Source organism: Dyella sp. (assembly GCF_035486915.1).
In the GTDB taxonomy this organism is placed as follows: domain Bacteria; phylum Pseudomonadota; class Gammaproteobacteria; order Xanthomonadales; family Rhodanobacteraceae; genus Dyella_B.
In genome coordinates this window covers 19,923-35,239 of sequence record NZ_DATHMR010000215.1, presented here as the reverse complement: position 1 = coordinate 35,239, position 15,317 = coordinate 19,923, and the positions used below count along the sequence as shown (strand labels likewise).

Genomic DNA, 15,317 nt, shown 5'->3' with positions numbered 1-15,317 from the left:
TATTCCCTCATGGTCGGGATCACCATCCTCAGGCCGCGAACCTGAAACGAGCGTGACGGGGCGTATGACGGTTCATGCATCGTTAGGGACCCGAAAGGCGCACGGCTAGGCGACGTATGCGCTGTGGTACATCTTCAGGCGACAAAAGACCGCAAATGCGTGCGGCGAAAGAACTTTTCGTTGTATGAGGATACCCTCATGTATCTATAATGGGCATCTCACTGATCCAGCCTCTGGAGGCTCGTTCCATGTCCCGCGTCGATATCACCATTAAAACCCGCGACGGAAGCTGCCCCGCTTCGCTCTTCACGCCCGCCGGCAAGACCGGTTCGTGGCCAGGCGTCATCTTCTACATGGATGGCCTTGGCATTCGTCCCACGCTGGATGAGATGGCGCAGAAACTGGCCGATCATGGTTTTGCCGTGCTGTTGCCCGACCTCTATTACCGCTCCGGCAAGTATGCGCCGATGGTTCCCGCCGAGGTTTTCGCCGATCAGGGAAAGATAGACACCTTGATGAAATTCATCGGAAGTCTCGATCGCGAGAAAAAGGTTTCCGATACGGACGCATTTATCCAGTTCATGGCCTCGCGCGGCGAAGTCAAGGGAAGTCAGCTTGGGTGCACGGGTTACTGTATGGGCGGCAACGTCGCGTTGATCGCGGCTGGCGCCTATCCCGATCGCTTCGCCGCCATCGCTTCGTTTCATGGCGGTGGTTTGGCTTCGGACCAGCCGGATAGCCCACATCGCTTCATGAAGGGCGTGAAGGGACGCGTGTACGTGGCAGGTGCCATTGAAGACGCGCACTTCACGGACGAGCAGAAAGCGCTGCTCGACAAGACGCTTACCGAAGACGGCGTGCGCCACGAAGTTGTCACCTATGCCGGTGCTCATCACGGTTTTGCCGTGCCGGACCATCCTGCCTTCAACGCGGGTGCAGCCGACCATCACTGGCATGCTTTGACGAAGCTTCTTGACGAGACGTTGACGCGCGCCGCCTAAGCGGGCCGTTTTTTCCAGGCGGAGGCCAGTGTTGGCCTCTGCCGCGGCAACACAACCACCAGCAAGTGCGGCAGACTGCACGCATGGCGCACTTCAGCGTTCTACAACTGGCATTGCTGGCTGTCGTCGGTATTGTTGTCGGCGCACTGAACGCCATTGCGGGTGCAGGATCGCTTATTACCTTTCCGGTGCTGATTGCATTCGGTCTGAATCCCCTCGTTGCCAACGTGAGCAATTGCATTGGCGTTACGGCCGGCAATATTTCCGCTACCGTTGCTTTTCGTCGCGAGTTGAATGGCCAATGGCCGGCGATTCGCAGCATGCTGCTGCCGGCAGCGGCGGGCTCCGTCGTGGGAGCCATCATTCTGCTCGCGCTACCAAGCAGCGTATTCAACTTCATTGCGCCATTGCTGGTGGCTCTCGGCTCCGTTCTGACGCTGCTGCAGCCATGGTTGGTAAAGCGCATTACAGCAAAGCGCGCGCAATCCACCCATCGCGGAGAAGGTTTCACATTTCAAGTCCTTATCTTTCTGATCGCGCTTTACGGTGGTTACTTCGGCAGCGGCATCGGTTTGTTGTTCTTCGCCGTGCTCAGCCTGTGGTTTATCGATAGTTCGGTGCATCAACTCGATGGCGTCAAATCCGTTTTGCAGGCCTTGTCGAACGGTTGTGCAGGACTTCTGTTCTGCTTTGTTGCGCCAGTTTCGTGGCCGGCCACCATTGTCCTGCTGATAAGCGGCCTGATAGGCGGCCCCATTGGTGTGATGCTGGCACGCCGTATTCCCGCCAAACCATTACGCATGGGGATTGGCATATGCGGTCTCATCGCTGCGGTATTAATCGCCATTCGAACGTTCTGACTGCGTCGCATGGCTGGCGAGATAGTGCGAGCGGCAAACCGTTCATCTCGCGTCAGTAAACTCCCCAGACGATCTATACAGATGTTTGTGGCGACACCCCGACACGCGGCGCAATAACGATATCGCCCAGGCATCACATTCGCTTCACGACATACGTAGGGAGGTTTGATCATGTCCAAGCGACACGGTTACAAGACGCTTGCCACTGCACTGCTTTTCGCAGCAAGCGGTTTCGCACTCGCCCATGCCGACACCTCTGCCGGCAACGGCAAACTCAGCGATAGCGACAGCACATTTCTGCAGCAGGCTGCGCAGAATGGTATGGCGATTACGCAGCTCGGCCAGATGGCATTGAGCAAGTCGTCCGACCCCAAGGTCAAACAACTCGCGCAGCAGCTCGTCGACGACCAGAACAAGACAAACGATCAGCTCACGTCGCTTGCGCAAGCGAAACAGGTAAAGCTTCCCACTGATGTGACTTCGGACGCGCAAAAGCAGAACAAAAAGCTGCAAGGAGAATCCGGCAGTGTGTTTGACGAAGCATGGTCAAAAGCCATCGTGAGCGATCATCAGAAATCGGTAAAAGCATTCACCCAGGAAGGAAAAGATGCGAAAGACGCGGACGTGAAGAAATTCGCGCAGGGCGCGTTGCCCGGCATGAACGACCACTTGAAGTCCGCACAAGCCATCGCCGCCATACCTGCGGCGCGCGATGACGCCATGTCCACGGCGATGAAGGCATCCACGTCAAGCCCCATGGAGGCCGTGCCTGCAGCGATGCCTACCGTATCGGGCGCCAACGACACACCCGCCGAAGCGGGCGCTGTGTCGGCCATCAAGCACTGACGTGTGGAGCGATGGAGGGATGCGTATGTCGCATTCCTCCACGCCTATTCCTCCACGCCCATTCCTCCACGCCCATTCCTCTACGCCCATTCCTCTACGCTCATTCCACCACACCCATTTTTCAGGCCCACTTCATCACGCGACTAGGGTGTGCGAGGCAGCTGGCGCATCAGGGTACGGCGTTGCCATACGTAGATGGGTAGTCCGGCAAGCAGCAATACGGCGCCCCACATCAGTGGTTGTGCCCCAGTTCCAATCAGTGCCCACACGCTGAAAACAAGCGCACCAATGGCCACTGCACGACGCCACCAGCGAGCCTGCTTGTCGATGCGCCACCACGCAAGCACCGTCACCAGATAGGGCAACAAGGTGGTGGCCGTCGACAACAGGATGGAAAAAGTAAACAGCGCGACAAGCGAATGCGTGTAATTGGATGCAATCAGCGTGCTGGCAAGAACGCTGCTGACGAGCAGGCCGATCCACGGTGTTCCGCGCGAATCCAGACGCGCAAATGCCTTGGGAAACAAGCCGTCTTGCGCTGCTGCCAGACTCGTCTGCGCCTGCAGCAGCACCCAGCCGTTCAGCGCACCGAAACAGGAGATCGTAGCGACCACACCGATGGCGGTGCCCGCTGCGTTACCCCAAACGTGCCGTGCCGCTTCCGCCATGGGCGCAGCAGACGCTTGCAGAACATCCGCCGGAAGCATGCCGATGACCACGGTGCATGCGAGCATCGTGGCCACGCCCGCGATGCTCATGCCGATCACGGTGGCGCGCGGCACGGTGCGTTGAGGATTTTCGACCACATCTGTCGGCACCGTCGCCGTTTCCAATCCGAGAAACGCCCATAACGTCAGTGCGGCGACGGACGTCGTCGCGTTGAAGATGGGTGCATGGCTGGGGTTGAAGGGCTCGTAAGCGCTCGTGTGTACCCAGGCCAGGCCGAGGATGCCGAATACAACGAGCGGTACAAGCTTGAGCAGCGTCGTGACGATCGCCGTTCGACCGGCTTCGCGCACGCCAGAAAGACTGATCGCCGAGCAAACCCACAGCGCACCCAACGCACATAGCGCTCCGCGTAAAGGCGTCGCGGTTGCCGCAGGCCACACTGCACCGAGGCTACCGGCAAAAGCCACCGCAATCGCTGCATTCGCCGACCACACGCAAACCCAATAACTCCATCCGACGAGAAAACCCACGCCATCGCCGAATGCGAGGCGTGCATATGCGTACGCACCACCATGATTGCGAACGATTTGCGCCAGCCACGCGTAAATCAGTGCGAGCATCAACGCGCCGCCGAGACTCAATCCCCAACCGAGCAAGCTGGCCGCACCGTAAGGCGCCAGCGCGGCAGGCAACACGAACACGCCCGAACCGATGATGTTGCCGATGACCAGCGCGATCAGCATCCATTGCCCGAGCCCCTGCGGGTTGCCGCTCATACGTCGGCCAGCGATTCACGATACGCGCGACGAACAATCTCGTGAAAGTGATGCACTGCGTTCTCGCGTAGCGGATTCAAACGGCCGGCTTCATACGAACCGGATGCGAGACCGCGCTGCACGTCTTCGCATATTGTCACGTCCTCATCCTGCACTTCATCGCTGAACTCGTAATCTTTCGCGCGACGTGCGTGGGCTTCTTGGCTATCGTCAGGTGCGTAATAAAAGTCGAATTCCACGCGGCAACGATCGACGCCTATCGGCAACACGCGATTGGTTTGCAGGCGGCCGGGAAGAATATTGAGCATCGCGTTCGGATACAGGAAGTAGTACAGCGCTTCACCGCTACCGTATAGATCGGCGCCGCTTTCCAGCGGGCTGTACTGGTAGGAATACCACTCGGCGGATTCCGTGACGTAGCTGCGATAATCGAGCAGGCTGTTCAGGCCCGGATGGATATGAGGGACGTGATAGCCTTCCAGATAGTTATCGATGTAAACCTTCCAGTTGCACGCGACGTCATAGCTTGCACGGTGGTGGAACTGGTAATCGTGCAACGAGCGATGCGGACCAAGGCGCGCATCGATGCCTGCAACAAAATTCTCGAAGGCAGGAGCGTCGCCGATCGCGACAAACACGAGGCCCTGCCAAACGTGCACGCGCACTTCCGGTAACCGGATATCCGCGGGATTGAAGTCGGGCGTGCGGCCCATTTCCGGCGCACCACGTAGCACGCCATCCAGACCGTATGTCCAACCGTGATAGCGGCAACGCAACGACGTTGCACCGCGTCCGTCGCAACTGGCTATCGGTCCGGCGCGATGTCTGCATACATTGTGGAACGCGCGAATGGTCGACTCATCGCTCCGTACAATCAGCAGCGGCAGGCCTGCAATCTCGGTAACGACGTGGTCGCCCACACCCAGAAGCTGCGATCGATGACAAACCAGCTGCCAGCTGCGCGAAAAAATAGCTTTGGCATCCAGCGCGGGCATGCGCGCATCGGTGTAAAACCGTGCCGGCAACGTCAGTGCGTAATCGAGCGCTTGCGGCGCCAATGCAGCGGTAGTAAGTAACTCAGTCATGGTGTTAGGCGATCTGGACAATGGATTCGAGTATTCATCGAATGAGGGATGCTGAACAGGGGGTGCGTCAAGATCGAAACCTGCTGCTTGTGCACTGCAGCCATTGCAGTGCGGCATGGCCCTTCGGAAGCATTGAAAGCCCGCCATCCGGCGCCATTCATAACGCAGGGACGAGTGCTTGAAGGCAGGCACTCAGGCTTTTGCCAAAGACACCACGCGAGGTAACCATCGCCAACATGAGCAGCCGAGAACACAGGATTCCAGGTGCCGATCACCCCATTACGATCGAGCGCAACGCGAAAAGGATCGTCATTCGCGTCGCGGGCACCGTCATTGCGGATACGAAGAACGCGTTGACCTTGCGCGAGGCCAATTATCCCCCGGTGCAATACATCCCACGCAGCGACGTGATGATGTCGATGCTGGAACGCACCGAGCACGCGACCTATTGTCCCTATAAAGGCGAGTGTTCGTACTACAGCATTCCGGCAGGCGGCGAGCGCTCGGTCAACGCGGTATGGACCTACGAGAAGCCCTATGACGCCGTCGCGGAGATTGCAGGCTACGTCGCGTTCTATCCCAATCGTGTCGACGCGATATCCGAATCGTAATTGGGCCGCCAAATTCGGTGAAGAGGTTTACATCACTGCATTTGCGCGGAACGGTCTTCATGGCCGCGAGCATCGGCAGGCGGCGTTCTGCTGATCGCAATCAGCGACGAGGTTTTTCCAAGCGTGTAGTAAGGCAGGCCGCTCTTATTGAGCGTCGGCATGTCCTCTACGGGAATCAGTGCCACCGCGTTGCTATCGTTTTTCCACATCGTTTCGAACTGCGCGGGATCGGCCACGTAATGCGACGGACTTGACGGCAATGACGGCGATATATCGTCATCGGCATGACCGACCACAACCACAAAATGGCCCAGGTAGAACGGCAAGCCGCGCAGATTGCGTTGGAAGGTGAAGATCTTCGTATTGGCGTCGATCGAAGGCCTCAATAAATCGGCAGCCTGCTTTGCCGAGTTGAAGTCGGCATCCGCCGCATAGGAATGAAGCGCCCACTGCCAGCCGGTCAGGCTTGCCAGCGCAATCACCCAAACAATCAGCTGGCGGCGTCCGGCGTGCGCAAGCGCAATGCTTACGATGGTCGCTATCAGAATGGGAAGCAGCGCAGAGGCCAATGTGTGCAAACCATGACTAACGAGTTCGCTCTTTGAACTCGGCGTGATGAATGGTGCGGCGAGCTGCGCGAACGCGTAGAAGCAGAGCAACAACGTTGCCGTCACCCACAACCGAACAATGAGTGCTCGTGCGGAAAGGCTCGCCAAAAAAAGCGCAATGATCAAAGCCAACGCGGGGAATAGAGGGAGGATGTAAAACGGGAGCTTCGAGTGTGAAACCGTGAAGAAGAAGAAAACGATGGCGACCCACGACAAAAGGAAAACCTGAGCGGGTTCGCGATGAATGATTGCGGCGAATGCATTTTTTTTCAGCGGTATGAACAGGCACCACGGAAACAGGCCGAGCAAGACCACCGGCACGTAAAACCAGATCTGCTTGTTGCGGTTGTCTTCATTGGTAAGAAAGCGGGTGACGTGCTGCCGGATAAAAAAGTAATCGAAGAATTCCGGATGCCGACGACACATCTCCACGAACCATGGAGCGCATATGAGCAACACAACCGCTGCGCCCGTCAACGGCGATACCCGGCGGAGGATTGCAAAATCACGCTGCCAGCATGCATAGACAACGAGCGCCGCGCCGGGCAGCACAACGCCGATCAGGCCTTTCGACAAAACGGCCAACGCGATGGCCACCCACATGCCCAACGTCAACCCCAGGCGGTAGCGGGCCGCTGACGCATCGAACTGTGCGACCAGGAACAACGCAATGGCCACCGTGAGGAACGCAGAAACACCCATGTCGAGGGTGTTGATGTGCGCGCCCAACATAAAAAGAAGGGAGCTTCCCAAAACCAGCGCGGCGGACGTTCCGACCTCCCGACTGAATAGTCGAGAGCCCGCCCAGTGAACGGCAGCCATGCTCATCAAGCCGGTCAATGCACACCACAGGCGCGCGCCAAAAGGGTTCGCTCCAAAAAGCGAATACGCGATTGCGCTTGCCCAGTAATGCAGCGGCGGTTTGTCGAAGAAGTCAAAGCCATCCAGGCGCGGTGTCAGCCAATCGCCGCTGACCCACATCTCTCTAGCCACTTCCGCATATCGCCCTTCGTCAGGTTCGCTTAAGGGACGCGCCGATAAGGCGCAGAACCACGCGACGATCCATAACGTATAACCCACTAAAGGAGCAATGCGCCTCTCGACGGTTGTGATGGAAAACCAGAGCAACGAACCACGAATCTTCTCTACATTCATCTTGCGCGCAGCTATGAAAGATCGCGTCGTACGCTAGAGAAACATCCATGACGAAATTCGCTCAGTCAGATGTCATTTCTGTCATGAAGCGTTTGGTGCATTTTATGAATGCGCATCGTTCGCAAGTGCTACGGGGGCGAAGCCGGCGTGACACTGGCGCTTCGCGAAAATAAAGTTCCGACAACGGGTGTACCGCTCAGTGGTGATGAATATCCGCCGCGGGAAAAGTGAGCGTGACAGTCGTACCCTTCTCGGGAACACTCGCAATTTCCACAGTTCCACCGTGCAACGTCATAATTGTTTTGACGATGGAAAGCCCCAGGCCGGTTCCCTGACCCGCTTCGCGACTTCGTGAGGCACTGACTTGATAAAAGCGATCGAAAATATAGGGAATGTGCTCGGGGTCGATGCCTTCCCCCTCATCGTTCACGGCGATGCTCGCCGCACCGGCGGACAGCTGAGAGAGCAGGACGGAAACCGTTGAGCCGGATTTCGAATGTCGTATGGCGTTGGTCAGGAGATTGGTAACAGCTTGCCGGAACAGCTGCGGGTCGGCGTAAACCCGAACGTTACCTTGCAGGACAATACGAACCTCGCGCTCGGCACTGGCCGGGTCCAGCTGCGCGATGATCCAGCCGCACAGCTCTGCGGCGTCAAAGGGCTCCCGGCGCAACGCCAACTCGGCACTTTCTGCTCGTGCAACGAAAAGCAGATTTTCCACCAGCACGTTCAATCGGCGACATTCATCCAGATTGGAGAGCAGTGCGTTTCGGTATTCATCCTCGCTGCGCTTACGCATCAGACAGACCTCGAGCTCGCCCATCATGTTGTTGATCGGCGTTCTGAGCTCGTGCGCCAGATCGGATGAGAAACGAGATAGACGGCTGAACGCTTCTTCGAGTCTTGCCAGCATCGCATTGAAAACAATAACGACTTCGTGAAGTTCCGCCGGCCACGATGTTGCCGATGGTATGCGTTCGGACAATCGCGAGGGTGTAATAGATTGCGCGGTAAGCACGATTTGCCGGAGTGGTCTCAATCCCAGCGCAGCTATCCATCGACCCGCGATCAGCAGCAACAGCGCCAGCAGCAGAAAGGAAAACCAGAGCGCTTGACGAAAATGCGACAAAAGCTTGTCGTCGCCCGTAATGCCCAAAGCGATCTGCACGTAAAGCGGGTGCGGAAAAGTGGCGGACTCCATGCGAGTCGTCGCGAGTGCGAAGACATCGCGGTCGTTGTCGTCGGGATCGAAGACAACGTCTCGTCGCACGTCGCTGACTGCTAGCGGGCCGTTGGCTGGCGGAGGGAAGCGCGCGACAGAAAGTTTGCGCTGCATATCGGGTGTTTCAGCCAGCACATGACCGGTGGCGTCATAAAGCCGGGCGAGGTATTGGCGCGGTTTGCTCTCGGCCGTCTCCTCGAAAATTTCCTTTGCCAATATATGCGGATCGCCTCCTGCTTCCCGCAGGTCGGTCTGCTGTTCGGCGAATTTCGCCCGCAGGAAGTGCAGATGGTTTTCCTGGAAGCGTTCCGATATCTGCCAATACGCAACGGTTGCAAACAGGCCGATGGCGATCAGTACGACTGCGGTGTAGAGCAGTGTCAGTCGTGCACCCAGCGAAAGTGAGTGTCGCCCAGGCACGCTATTCGTCCGGCGTGTCGAGCATGTAGCCGACACCGCGTACGGTATGAAGCATGGGCTTTGGAAATCCCGTATCCACTTTGATACGCAGTCGTCCGACAAGAACGTCGACGACATTGGTTTGCGTATCGAAACAGGCGCCCCACACGCTTTCCGCAATCAATGTGCGGCTGAGCACACGCCCCGGCTGGCGCGCCAGCAGCAGGAGCAATGAATATTCCTTCGGCGTCAGCGACAGCACGCGCCCGTCGCGTTCAACGTGATGCCTCAGCAGGTCGAAATGGAGACCGCCCACTTGCAGGATTTTCGTTTCGCTTGCATGCGGGCCGCGTCGAGCAAGATTTTTGATGCGAGCGACCAATTCGGCGAATGCGAAAGGCTTGACGAGATAGTCGTCGCCACCCAGCTCAAACCCACGCACGCGGTCTTCGACGTGATCGCGCGCTGTCAGAAAGATGACCTGCGTAAGAATGGATTCTTTGCGCAATGCCTGCAGTACCGACCAGCCGTCACGGCCCGGCAACATCACGTCCAGGACGCACACATCGAAAACATGCTCGCGCAGCAGAGCCAGCGCCGCGTTGCCGTCTTTGGCGACATCCACGGTGAATCCCTGCTCGTGGAGGCCCTGAAACAGGTAACGACGCGTTTTGACTTCATCCTCTGCAACGAGAATACGCATACGTCCAGAATGCCATATACAGAGATTGCAGTATCCAAATCGTAACTTTCGCTTGGCTTAGCGGCGCAAATCCGCAGAAATTGCCGCACGCTACCCCATGATCCTTTAACAAATTGCTGCGCATGGCGCTATTGCCGCGGTTTATTACGTTATTTGTAAAGTCCGTTGTCATCAGTTTGCAGTCTTGGCGGCGTGACACTTCTCCGCTACGGCTATGCGCGGCCAGCCAAAACGTGGCTCGGAGCGGCATGAGTCAGGCGGGAGATCAATGAAAATCCTAGTGGTGGAAGACGACCACGAGACGGCGACCTACCTGAAAGCCAGTCTTTCGGGTGCCGAACATTTCGTCGACTGTGCCTCCGACGGTTCGTCCGGCTTGCGCATGGCGAGCAATGGGGATTACGACTTGCTCGTCGTGGACCGTATGCTGCCGCACACGGACGGCATTTCGCTTATCCGAAACTTGCGCGCGGAAGGCAAGAGGATGCCGGTGCTGATGCTCTCGGCGCTTAGCGAAGCCGATTACCGCGTGGAAGGTCTGGATGCCGGTGCCGATGATTATCTCGGCAAGCCGTTTGCTTTGAACGAGCTGAAGGCGCGTGTCGGTGCACTCGCACGCCGACCGCCGTTGGCTGAAGCGCGCACGCGATGGAGTGTCGCGGATCTGCACATGGATCTGATCAGCCGCGAAGTAACGCGCGGGCAGCACGTCATCGAATTGCAGCCGCGCGAATTTCGCCTGCTCGAATATCTGATGATGCAGGCCGGTAAAGTGGTGACGCGTTCCATGCTACTGGAACACGTCTGGGAATTTCATTTCGATCCGCAAACAAGCATCGTCGAGACGCACATCAGCCGGTTGCGTGGAAAGATCGATCGCGGCTACGACGTGCCGCTTCTTCAAACCATCCGCGGCTCGGGATATTGCTTGCGTGCGCCCGGCTAACTTCATACAAACGGCAACATTTCGCGTCGCTATATTGCAGGCATTGCTGTTTGCAGTGGTGGTGGCTGCGCTCTTCGGGCTGGTCTGGAAAGAGATTCACACGTATGTCGCCGACCAACTTCGCGTAGCGGTCGAAGTGGAAACGGCCAGTCTGCGCGAGGCGGCACAGGCTGGCATGCTGGAGCCGCAAATTCGCCAGCGGCTCGCCGTGATTCCGGTGGGGCCGGACTATTACCTGCTTTCCGACGCGAATGGGCATCGCGTGGTTGGCAATCTCATTTTCAAGCCGCAAGTACCCGGCTGGCAACGTGTGCCCATTCACGGTGCGCACGGTCGACATAAGGGGCATGCCAATCAGGTCGATCTCTACGTCATACCACTCAGCGACGGGAGATGGTTGACGGTGGGGCGCGACAATCGCGATATCGGCGAACTGGACGAAAACCTCACGCGGTACTTCTTCTTCAGCGTGGGTGTGGCGATGTTGTTCGCGTTGCTCTCGGGTGGTATCGCCGGCCACTTCTTCATGAAAACGGTGGATCGCCTCACTGCGCGCGCCGAACGCATTGTCACGGGGGAGGAGCCCGGGCCGTTGCAGCTCGACAGGGGCGGTGTCGAGTTCGTGCGGCTCGCAGGCCGGCTCGATCGCATTCTTGAGCGCGTCCACACCCTGATGGAAAACATGCGCCAGGTTTCCAGCGACATCGCGCACGACCTTCGAACGCCCCTGACGCGATTGAGACAGCGATTGGAATCCGCGTCGGCACCCGGAAAAGACATCGAGTTTCAGCGCATATCGATTGAACGCTCCATCGCAGATGTGGACGATGTGCTGGCCACATTCAGCGCGTTACTGCGCATCTCGCGCATTCAGGCGAGAGAGCGGCAAGCCGGATTCGCGCCTCTGGATCTTTCCGAACTATTCGCGTCGATGGCGGAAGTCTACGGACCTGTTGCCGAAGACACTGGCCACATTGTCACAGCCCATGTGCAAACGGGCCTTGGCTTCAAAGGCGATCGAATGCTTCTGACGCAAATGCTTTCCAACCTGATCGAAAATGCGATTCATCACACACCGGCCGGCACGCGTATCAACCTTTCGCTCAACGCGTTGCCGGAAGGGGTTGTCGGATGTATCGAAGACACCGGGCCCGGCATTCCCACGGATGAGCACAAACGCGTGTTTCATCGCTTTGTGCGCCTGGATAGCAGCAGAACGTCGCCAGGCAGCGGTCTTGGACTTTCCCTTGTCGCAGCCATTGCCGAGTTGCACCGCATTCCCGTCACCTTGAGAGATCGTGACCCCGGCCTTTCCGTGACGCTGCGTTTTGCGTGAAAGGCGCTGCTATTGGCCGATCCGACGCAATAAACGCGAAGCTTACCAATCCGTATGGCCGCTGCATTCTCGCTGTCATGCCGCATGCCTAGTTTTCCTCGAACACGCGTGAGCGACTAACGCATCACGCCAACGAATAACTTCACTTGATTCGAGGGTTCCGGAAATGTCACTCGCAAGCGCCTGCAGGTTGGGACTGGGTTTGGTCGTGCTCTCCGTGCCGCTGCTCGCGGCGGCGGCCGATCCGGTGGCGCTGACTGGACATGTCGAGGTGGCCACGGGGCATCAGCCGATCGTGGGTGCCCGCGTTGAGATTCAGGAAACAAAAAGCGTCACCACGACGGACAAAAACGGCAACTACACGTTGTCGGATGTCGCACCGGGCGTTTACACCGTCGTGTTGACCATAAAAGGGCAACGGCCGCTGCAACGCAAAGTGATCGTCGAGGCCGACACTCCGGCTGTTCAAAACTTTGCACTGGGCACGGAAGTAAAGTCGCTCGATCAGGTCAATGTGACGGCCGCCGTGACCGCGGATGCCGAGGCACGCGCCATCCAGCAACAAGCGCCGAACATGGTCTTTGTGCAACCAGCCGCGGCGATCGAGCGTCTACCGGACGTCAACGCCGGCGAAGCCGTGCGCCGCTTGCCGGGTATCTCACTGGAAACCGATACGGGCGAAGGCCGTTTCGTCAACATTCGCGGCCTGGACGCCGACCTCAACAGCACCACGTTTGACGGCGTGCGCATGATGCCTAGCAACGTTTCCACGCCCACGGGCGGCGGTCGCGCGGTGGCGTTCGATTCGATTCCAGCGGGACTCGTGGGTGCGATCACTGTCACCAACACCAATCTTCCCGAGCAGGATGCCGAAGCGTTGGGCGGCACGATCGAAATCAGCTCCAAGCAGATGCCAAAGGATCGCGATCAATTCATCGATCTGCAGTTGGGAACGGGTTTCGAAAACCTGCGCGACACACCGGTCAAAGACTATGAGATGACGGGCGGCTTTCGCTTCGGACCGGGCGCCAATTACAAGCCTTTCAGCTTTATCGGAACCGTGGAGTATTACCAGGACCGCCGCGGCATCGACGATCTGGAAGAGGGCTACGTCGATCAGCAAGGCCAGGGTATTCCCGACAAGGCGCTCGGCGATCTCAACCAGCGTTACTACAACTATCAGCGCACGCGCCACGGCTACGGTTTCGAGTTGGACTTTCAACCGAACGACAACAATAAGTGGTACGCGCGTTACTACGACGCCGGATACACCGAATCGAAGAACGTGCAAAAGCTCTATCTCGAGTTCGCTGGCGCACCGGTCGTAAATCCGAACAATCCCAACGGATTGATCGACGATGCGACCTATCAGAAGGCTTCAACACTCGAAAAGGAAATGATCGATTCACGTGTAGCGGCGGTGGGTGGACAAAATAATTTCGGAAGCTGGAAGACGGATTATCACCTGGCGCTTTCGATTGGCTCCTACAACAAGCCATTCGATTACGGCACCACGTTCCAGAACAACACCCCCAATCCGAACAATCCGGATGGATCGGGTCAGGCGATTGTTGCTTACGACAACATCAGCAACCCCAACTATCCAACTTACAACGTCGTTCAAGGCTCGAACCCGGCAAGTCCGGCTGGCTATGCTTTGTCGGATTTCAGCAACGGTACCGAGCACGACCACGACATGGAGTACAGCGCGGTCGACAATGTCACCATTCCGACGGACTGGTTCACGCAGAATGACGATGAGTACGTGAAGTTCGGCATCAGCGCGCGCCTGCGCGTGCGTAACAACAGCCAGATGAACTACGACTACAACCCGCCGGCGATCCCGCTATCGCAGGCGAGTGCGGGATCGCCGATCACGTATTACGACGGTTTCTATAACAACGGCCCCAACATCAACACGCAGTCCGTCGTCAACCAGTTCAACAGCAACCCTGCATTGTTCCCGGAAAACACCGCGAGCGACTTCCTCGCCGACCTGCAAGCGTACGGCCATGACAGCGAGGACATCTATGCTGGCTACTTTGAGTATGAGTTTCAGCCGATCGATAAGCTGAGCCTGCTTGGCGGTGCGCGCTACGAAGAAACAAACGCGCAGTACGAGGGCCTCAGCATCATCACCAACAACGGCAATCTCGTTAGCTATTCGCCAAACATCTTCAACAGGAACTACGGGAACTTCTTCCCAACGTTGCAGGCTCGTTACGAGATCGATCCGGACTTCCTGCTTCGCGCGGTGTATTCCAAAACGATCGCTCGTCCTGGTTTCCAGCAGGTCACGCCGTCCACACAGATCGACGACGTGAATGACACGGTCACCCAGGGCAATCCGGCGCTACAGCCGACTTATAGCAACAACTTCGACCTCTCGCTGGAATATTACTTGCCGGAGGGTGGCCTTGCTTATGCAGGACTGTTCGATAAGCAGTTGAGCAATTACATCGTTCAGACCGGCAACATCGAGACGATCACCAACCCGACGGGCGCATTGGATGTATTCGCGCCGGGCACGCAGGTCACCTTCAGCGGCTTTGAAAACATTTCTTCTGCGTTTGCACGCGGCGTGCAGCTCGTATACGTCGACCGTTTCCGCTGGTTGCCCGGTTTGTTGAGTGGATTGGGTGTCAATACGAACTACACCTATGTCGATTCGCGCATTCAAATACATCCCGGCCTCTACTCATCGCTCCCATCGACATCGCGCGACACGGCAAACCTGACACTGACCTATGACTACATGGGCCTTCGCCTCGATGTCGGTGCGTATTACGAAAGCAAGAATCTCTTTACCGTGGGTGGTCCGCTTTACACCAATGCAGACGGCTCGCCATCGGACATCTACGCGGATCAGTGGTCGTCGGCACGCACGTCGCTGGACTTCGGTTCGAGCTATGCCATCAACGAATCGATGTCGGTCTACTTCGCGGTGAAGAACCTGACCAATACCAAGCTCCGATTCACCGAAACCGAAGCGAACAATCGTCCCATCCAGCGCGAATTTTACGATCAAACCTTCACCGCTGGCGTTCGCCTCCACTTCTGATCTGCGCTGTATCAGGGCGCCTCGACCGACGACAATTGC

Annotated in this window: 12 protein-coding genes; 7 read left to right on the top strand and 5 right to left on the bottom strand. The window is 57.5% G+C overall.

Features of this window, described 5'->3' with window-relative positions:
• The first annotated feature begins 248 nt into the window (after positions 1 to 248).
• The 3 genes from VK725_RS18265 to VK725_RS18255 all read left to right on the top strand — a co-directional run bounded on the left by VK725_RS18265 (position 249) and on the right by VK725_RS18255 (position 2,707).
• Positions 249 to 1,001 (top strand): dienelactone hydrolase family protein, encoded by a 753-nt coding sequence (locus VK725_RS18265; RefSeq protein ID WP_325319491.1) that lies wholly within the window; start codon positions 249 to 251, stop codon positions 999 to 1,001.
• A gap of 83 nt (positions 1,002 to 1,084) precedes the next feature.
• The gene (locus tag VK725_RS18260; protein WP_325319490.1) at positions 1,085 to 1,861 is read left to right on the top strand and encodes a sulfite exporter TauE/SafE family protein; all 777 of its coding nucleotides are present in this window, start codon (positions 1,085 to 1,087) and stop codon (positions 1,859 to 1,861) included.
• A gap of 171 nt (positions 1,862 to 2,032) precedes the next feature.
• Positions 2,033 to 2,707 carry a DUF4142 domain-containing protein gene (locus tag VK725_RS18255; RefSeq protein ID WP_325319489.1) on the top strand — a complete coding sequence of 225 codons (675 nt, stop codon included), beginning with the start codon at positions 2,033 to 2,035 and terminating at the stop codon, positions 2,705 to 2,707.
• 143 nt (positions 2,708 to 2,850) lie between these two features.
• Here VK725_RS18255 and VK725_RS18250 read toward each other — a convergent pair whose 3' ends face one another.
• Positions 2,851 to 4,152 (bottom strand): amino acid permease, encoded by a 1,302-nt coding sequence (locus VK725_RS18250; protein ID WP_325319488.1) that lies wholly within the window; start codon positions 4,150 to 4,152, stop codon positions 2,851 to 2,853.
• Positions 4,149 to 5,237 (bottom strand): aromatic ring-hydroxylating dioxygenase subunit alpha, encoded by a 1,089-nt coding sequence (locus VK725_RS18245; RefSeq protein WP_325319487.1) that lies wholly within the window; start codon positions 5,235 to 5,237, stop codon positions 4,149 to 4,151. Before VK725_RS18245 ends, VK725_RS18250 begins: the two co-directional genes overlap by 4 nt.
• 236 nt (positions 5,238 to 5,473) lie before the next feature.
• On the opposite strand from VK725_RS18245, the gene VK725_RS18240 reads away from it, so the two are divergent.
• Positions 5,474 to 5,848: a DUF427 domain-containing protein gene (locus VK725_RS18240; protein ID WP_325319486.1), complete on the top strand. Its 375-nt coding sequence runs from the start codon at positions 5,474 to 5,476 to the stop codon at positions 5,846 to 5,848.
• Positions 5,849 to 5,880: 32 nt separating this feature from the next.
• On the opposite strand, the gene VK725_RS18235 is transcribed toward VK725_RS18240, so the two are convergent.
• The 3 genes from VK725_RS18235 to VK725_RS18225 form a co-directional block, all read right to left on the bottom strand.
• Positions 5,881 to 7,611 carry a glycosyltransferase family 39 protein gene (locus VK725_RS18235; protein WP_325319485.1) on the bottom strand — a complete coding sequence of 577 codons (1,731 nt, stop codon included), beginning with the start codon at positions 7,609 to 7,611 and terminating at the stop codon, positions 5,881 to 5,883.
• Positions 7,612 to 7,807: 196 nt separating this feature from the next.
• Entirely contained in the window at positions 7,808 to 9,253 is a 1,446-nt protein-coding gene (locus VK725_RS18230) for a heavy metal sensor histidine kinase (protein WP_325319484.1), read from the bottom strand.
• 1 nt (position 9,254) lies between these two features.
• On the bottom strand, positions 9,255 to 9,935 hold the full coding sequence (locus tag VK725_RS18225) for a response regulator (protein ID WP_325319483.1): 681 nt from the start codon (positions 9,933 to 9,935) through the stop codon (positions 9,255 to 9,257).
• 268 nt (positions 9,936 to 10,203) lie between these two features.
• Here VK725_RS18225 and VK725_RS18220 point away from each other — a divergent pair, with 268 nt between their 5' ends.
• From VK725_RS18220 to VK725_RS18210, 3 genes are all read left to right on the top strand, one after another.
• Positions 10,204 to 10,881 carry a response regulator transcription factor gene (locus VK725_RS18220; protein ID WP_325319482.1) on the top strand — a complete coding sequence of 226 codons (678 nt, stop codon included), beginning with the start codon at positions 10,204 to 10,206 and terminating at the stop codon, positions 10,879 to 10,881.
• Entirely contained in the window at positions 10,868 to 12,217 is a 1,350-nt protein-coding gene (locus tag VK725_RS18215; protein ID WP_325319481.1) for a HAMP domain-containing sensor histidine kinase, read from the top strand. Before VK725_RS18220 ends, VK725_RS18215 begins: the two co-directional genes overlap by 14 nt.
• 166 nt (positions 12,218 to 12,383) lie before the next feature.
• Complete coding sequence (locus VK725_RS18210) at positions 12,384 to 15,278, top strand: TonB-dependent receptor (protein WP_325319480.1); 2,895 nt, start codon at positions 12,384 to 12,386, stop codon at positions 15,276 to 15,278.
• Positions 15,279 to 15,317: the final 39 nt, after the last annotated feature.

Bases quoted from the DNA above. Each gene is read 5' to 3' on its own strand.
- VK725_RS18235 (WP_325319485.1), bottom strand. From the start codon at position 7,611: ATGAATGTAGAGAAGATTCGTGGTTCGTTGCTCTGGTTTTCCATCACA.
- VK725_RS18255 (WP_325319489.1), top strand. From the start codon at position 2,033: ATGTCCAAGCGACACGGTTACAAGACGCTTGCCACTGCACTGCTTTTC.
- VK725_RS18250 (WP_325319488.1), bottom strand. From the start codon at position 4,152: ATGAGCGGCAACCCGCAGGGGCTCGGGCAATGGATGCTGATCGCGCTG.
- VK725_RS18225 (WP_325319483.1), bottom strand. From the start codon at position 9,935: ATGCGTATTCTCGTTGCAGAGGATGAAGTCAAAACGCGTCGTTACCTG.
- VK725_RS18220 (WP_325319482.1), top strand. From the start codon at position 10,204: ATGAAAATCCTAGTGGTGGAAGACGACCACGAGACGGCGACCTACCTG.
- VK725_RS18265 (WP_325319491.1), top strand. From the start codon at position 249: ATGTCCCGCGTCGATATCACCATTAAAACCCGCGACGGAAGCTGCCCC.
- VK725_RS18245 (WP_325319487.1), bottom strand. From the start codon at position 5,237: ATGACTGAGTTACTTACTACCGCTGCATTGGCGCCGCAAGCGCTCGAT.
- VK725_RS18240 (WP_325319486.1), top strand. From the start codon at position 5,474: ATGAGCAGCCGAGAACACAGGATTCCAGGTGCCGATCACCCCATTACG.
- VK725_RS18260 (WP_325319490.1), top strand. From the start codon at position 1,085: ATGGCGCACTTCAGCGTTCTACAACTGGCATTGCTGGCTGTCGTCGGT.
- VK725_RS18210 (WP_325319480.1), top strand. From the start codon at position 12,384: ATGTCACTCGCAAGCGCCTGCAGGTTGGGACTGGGTTTGGTCGTGCTC.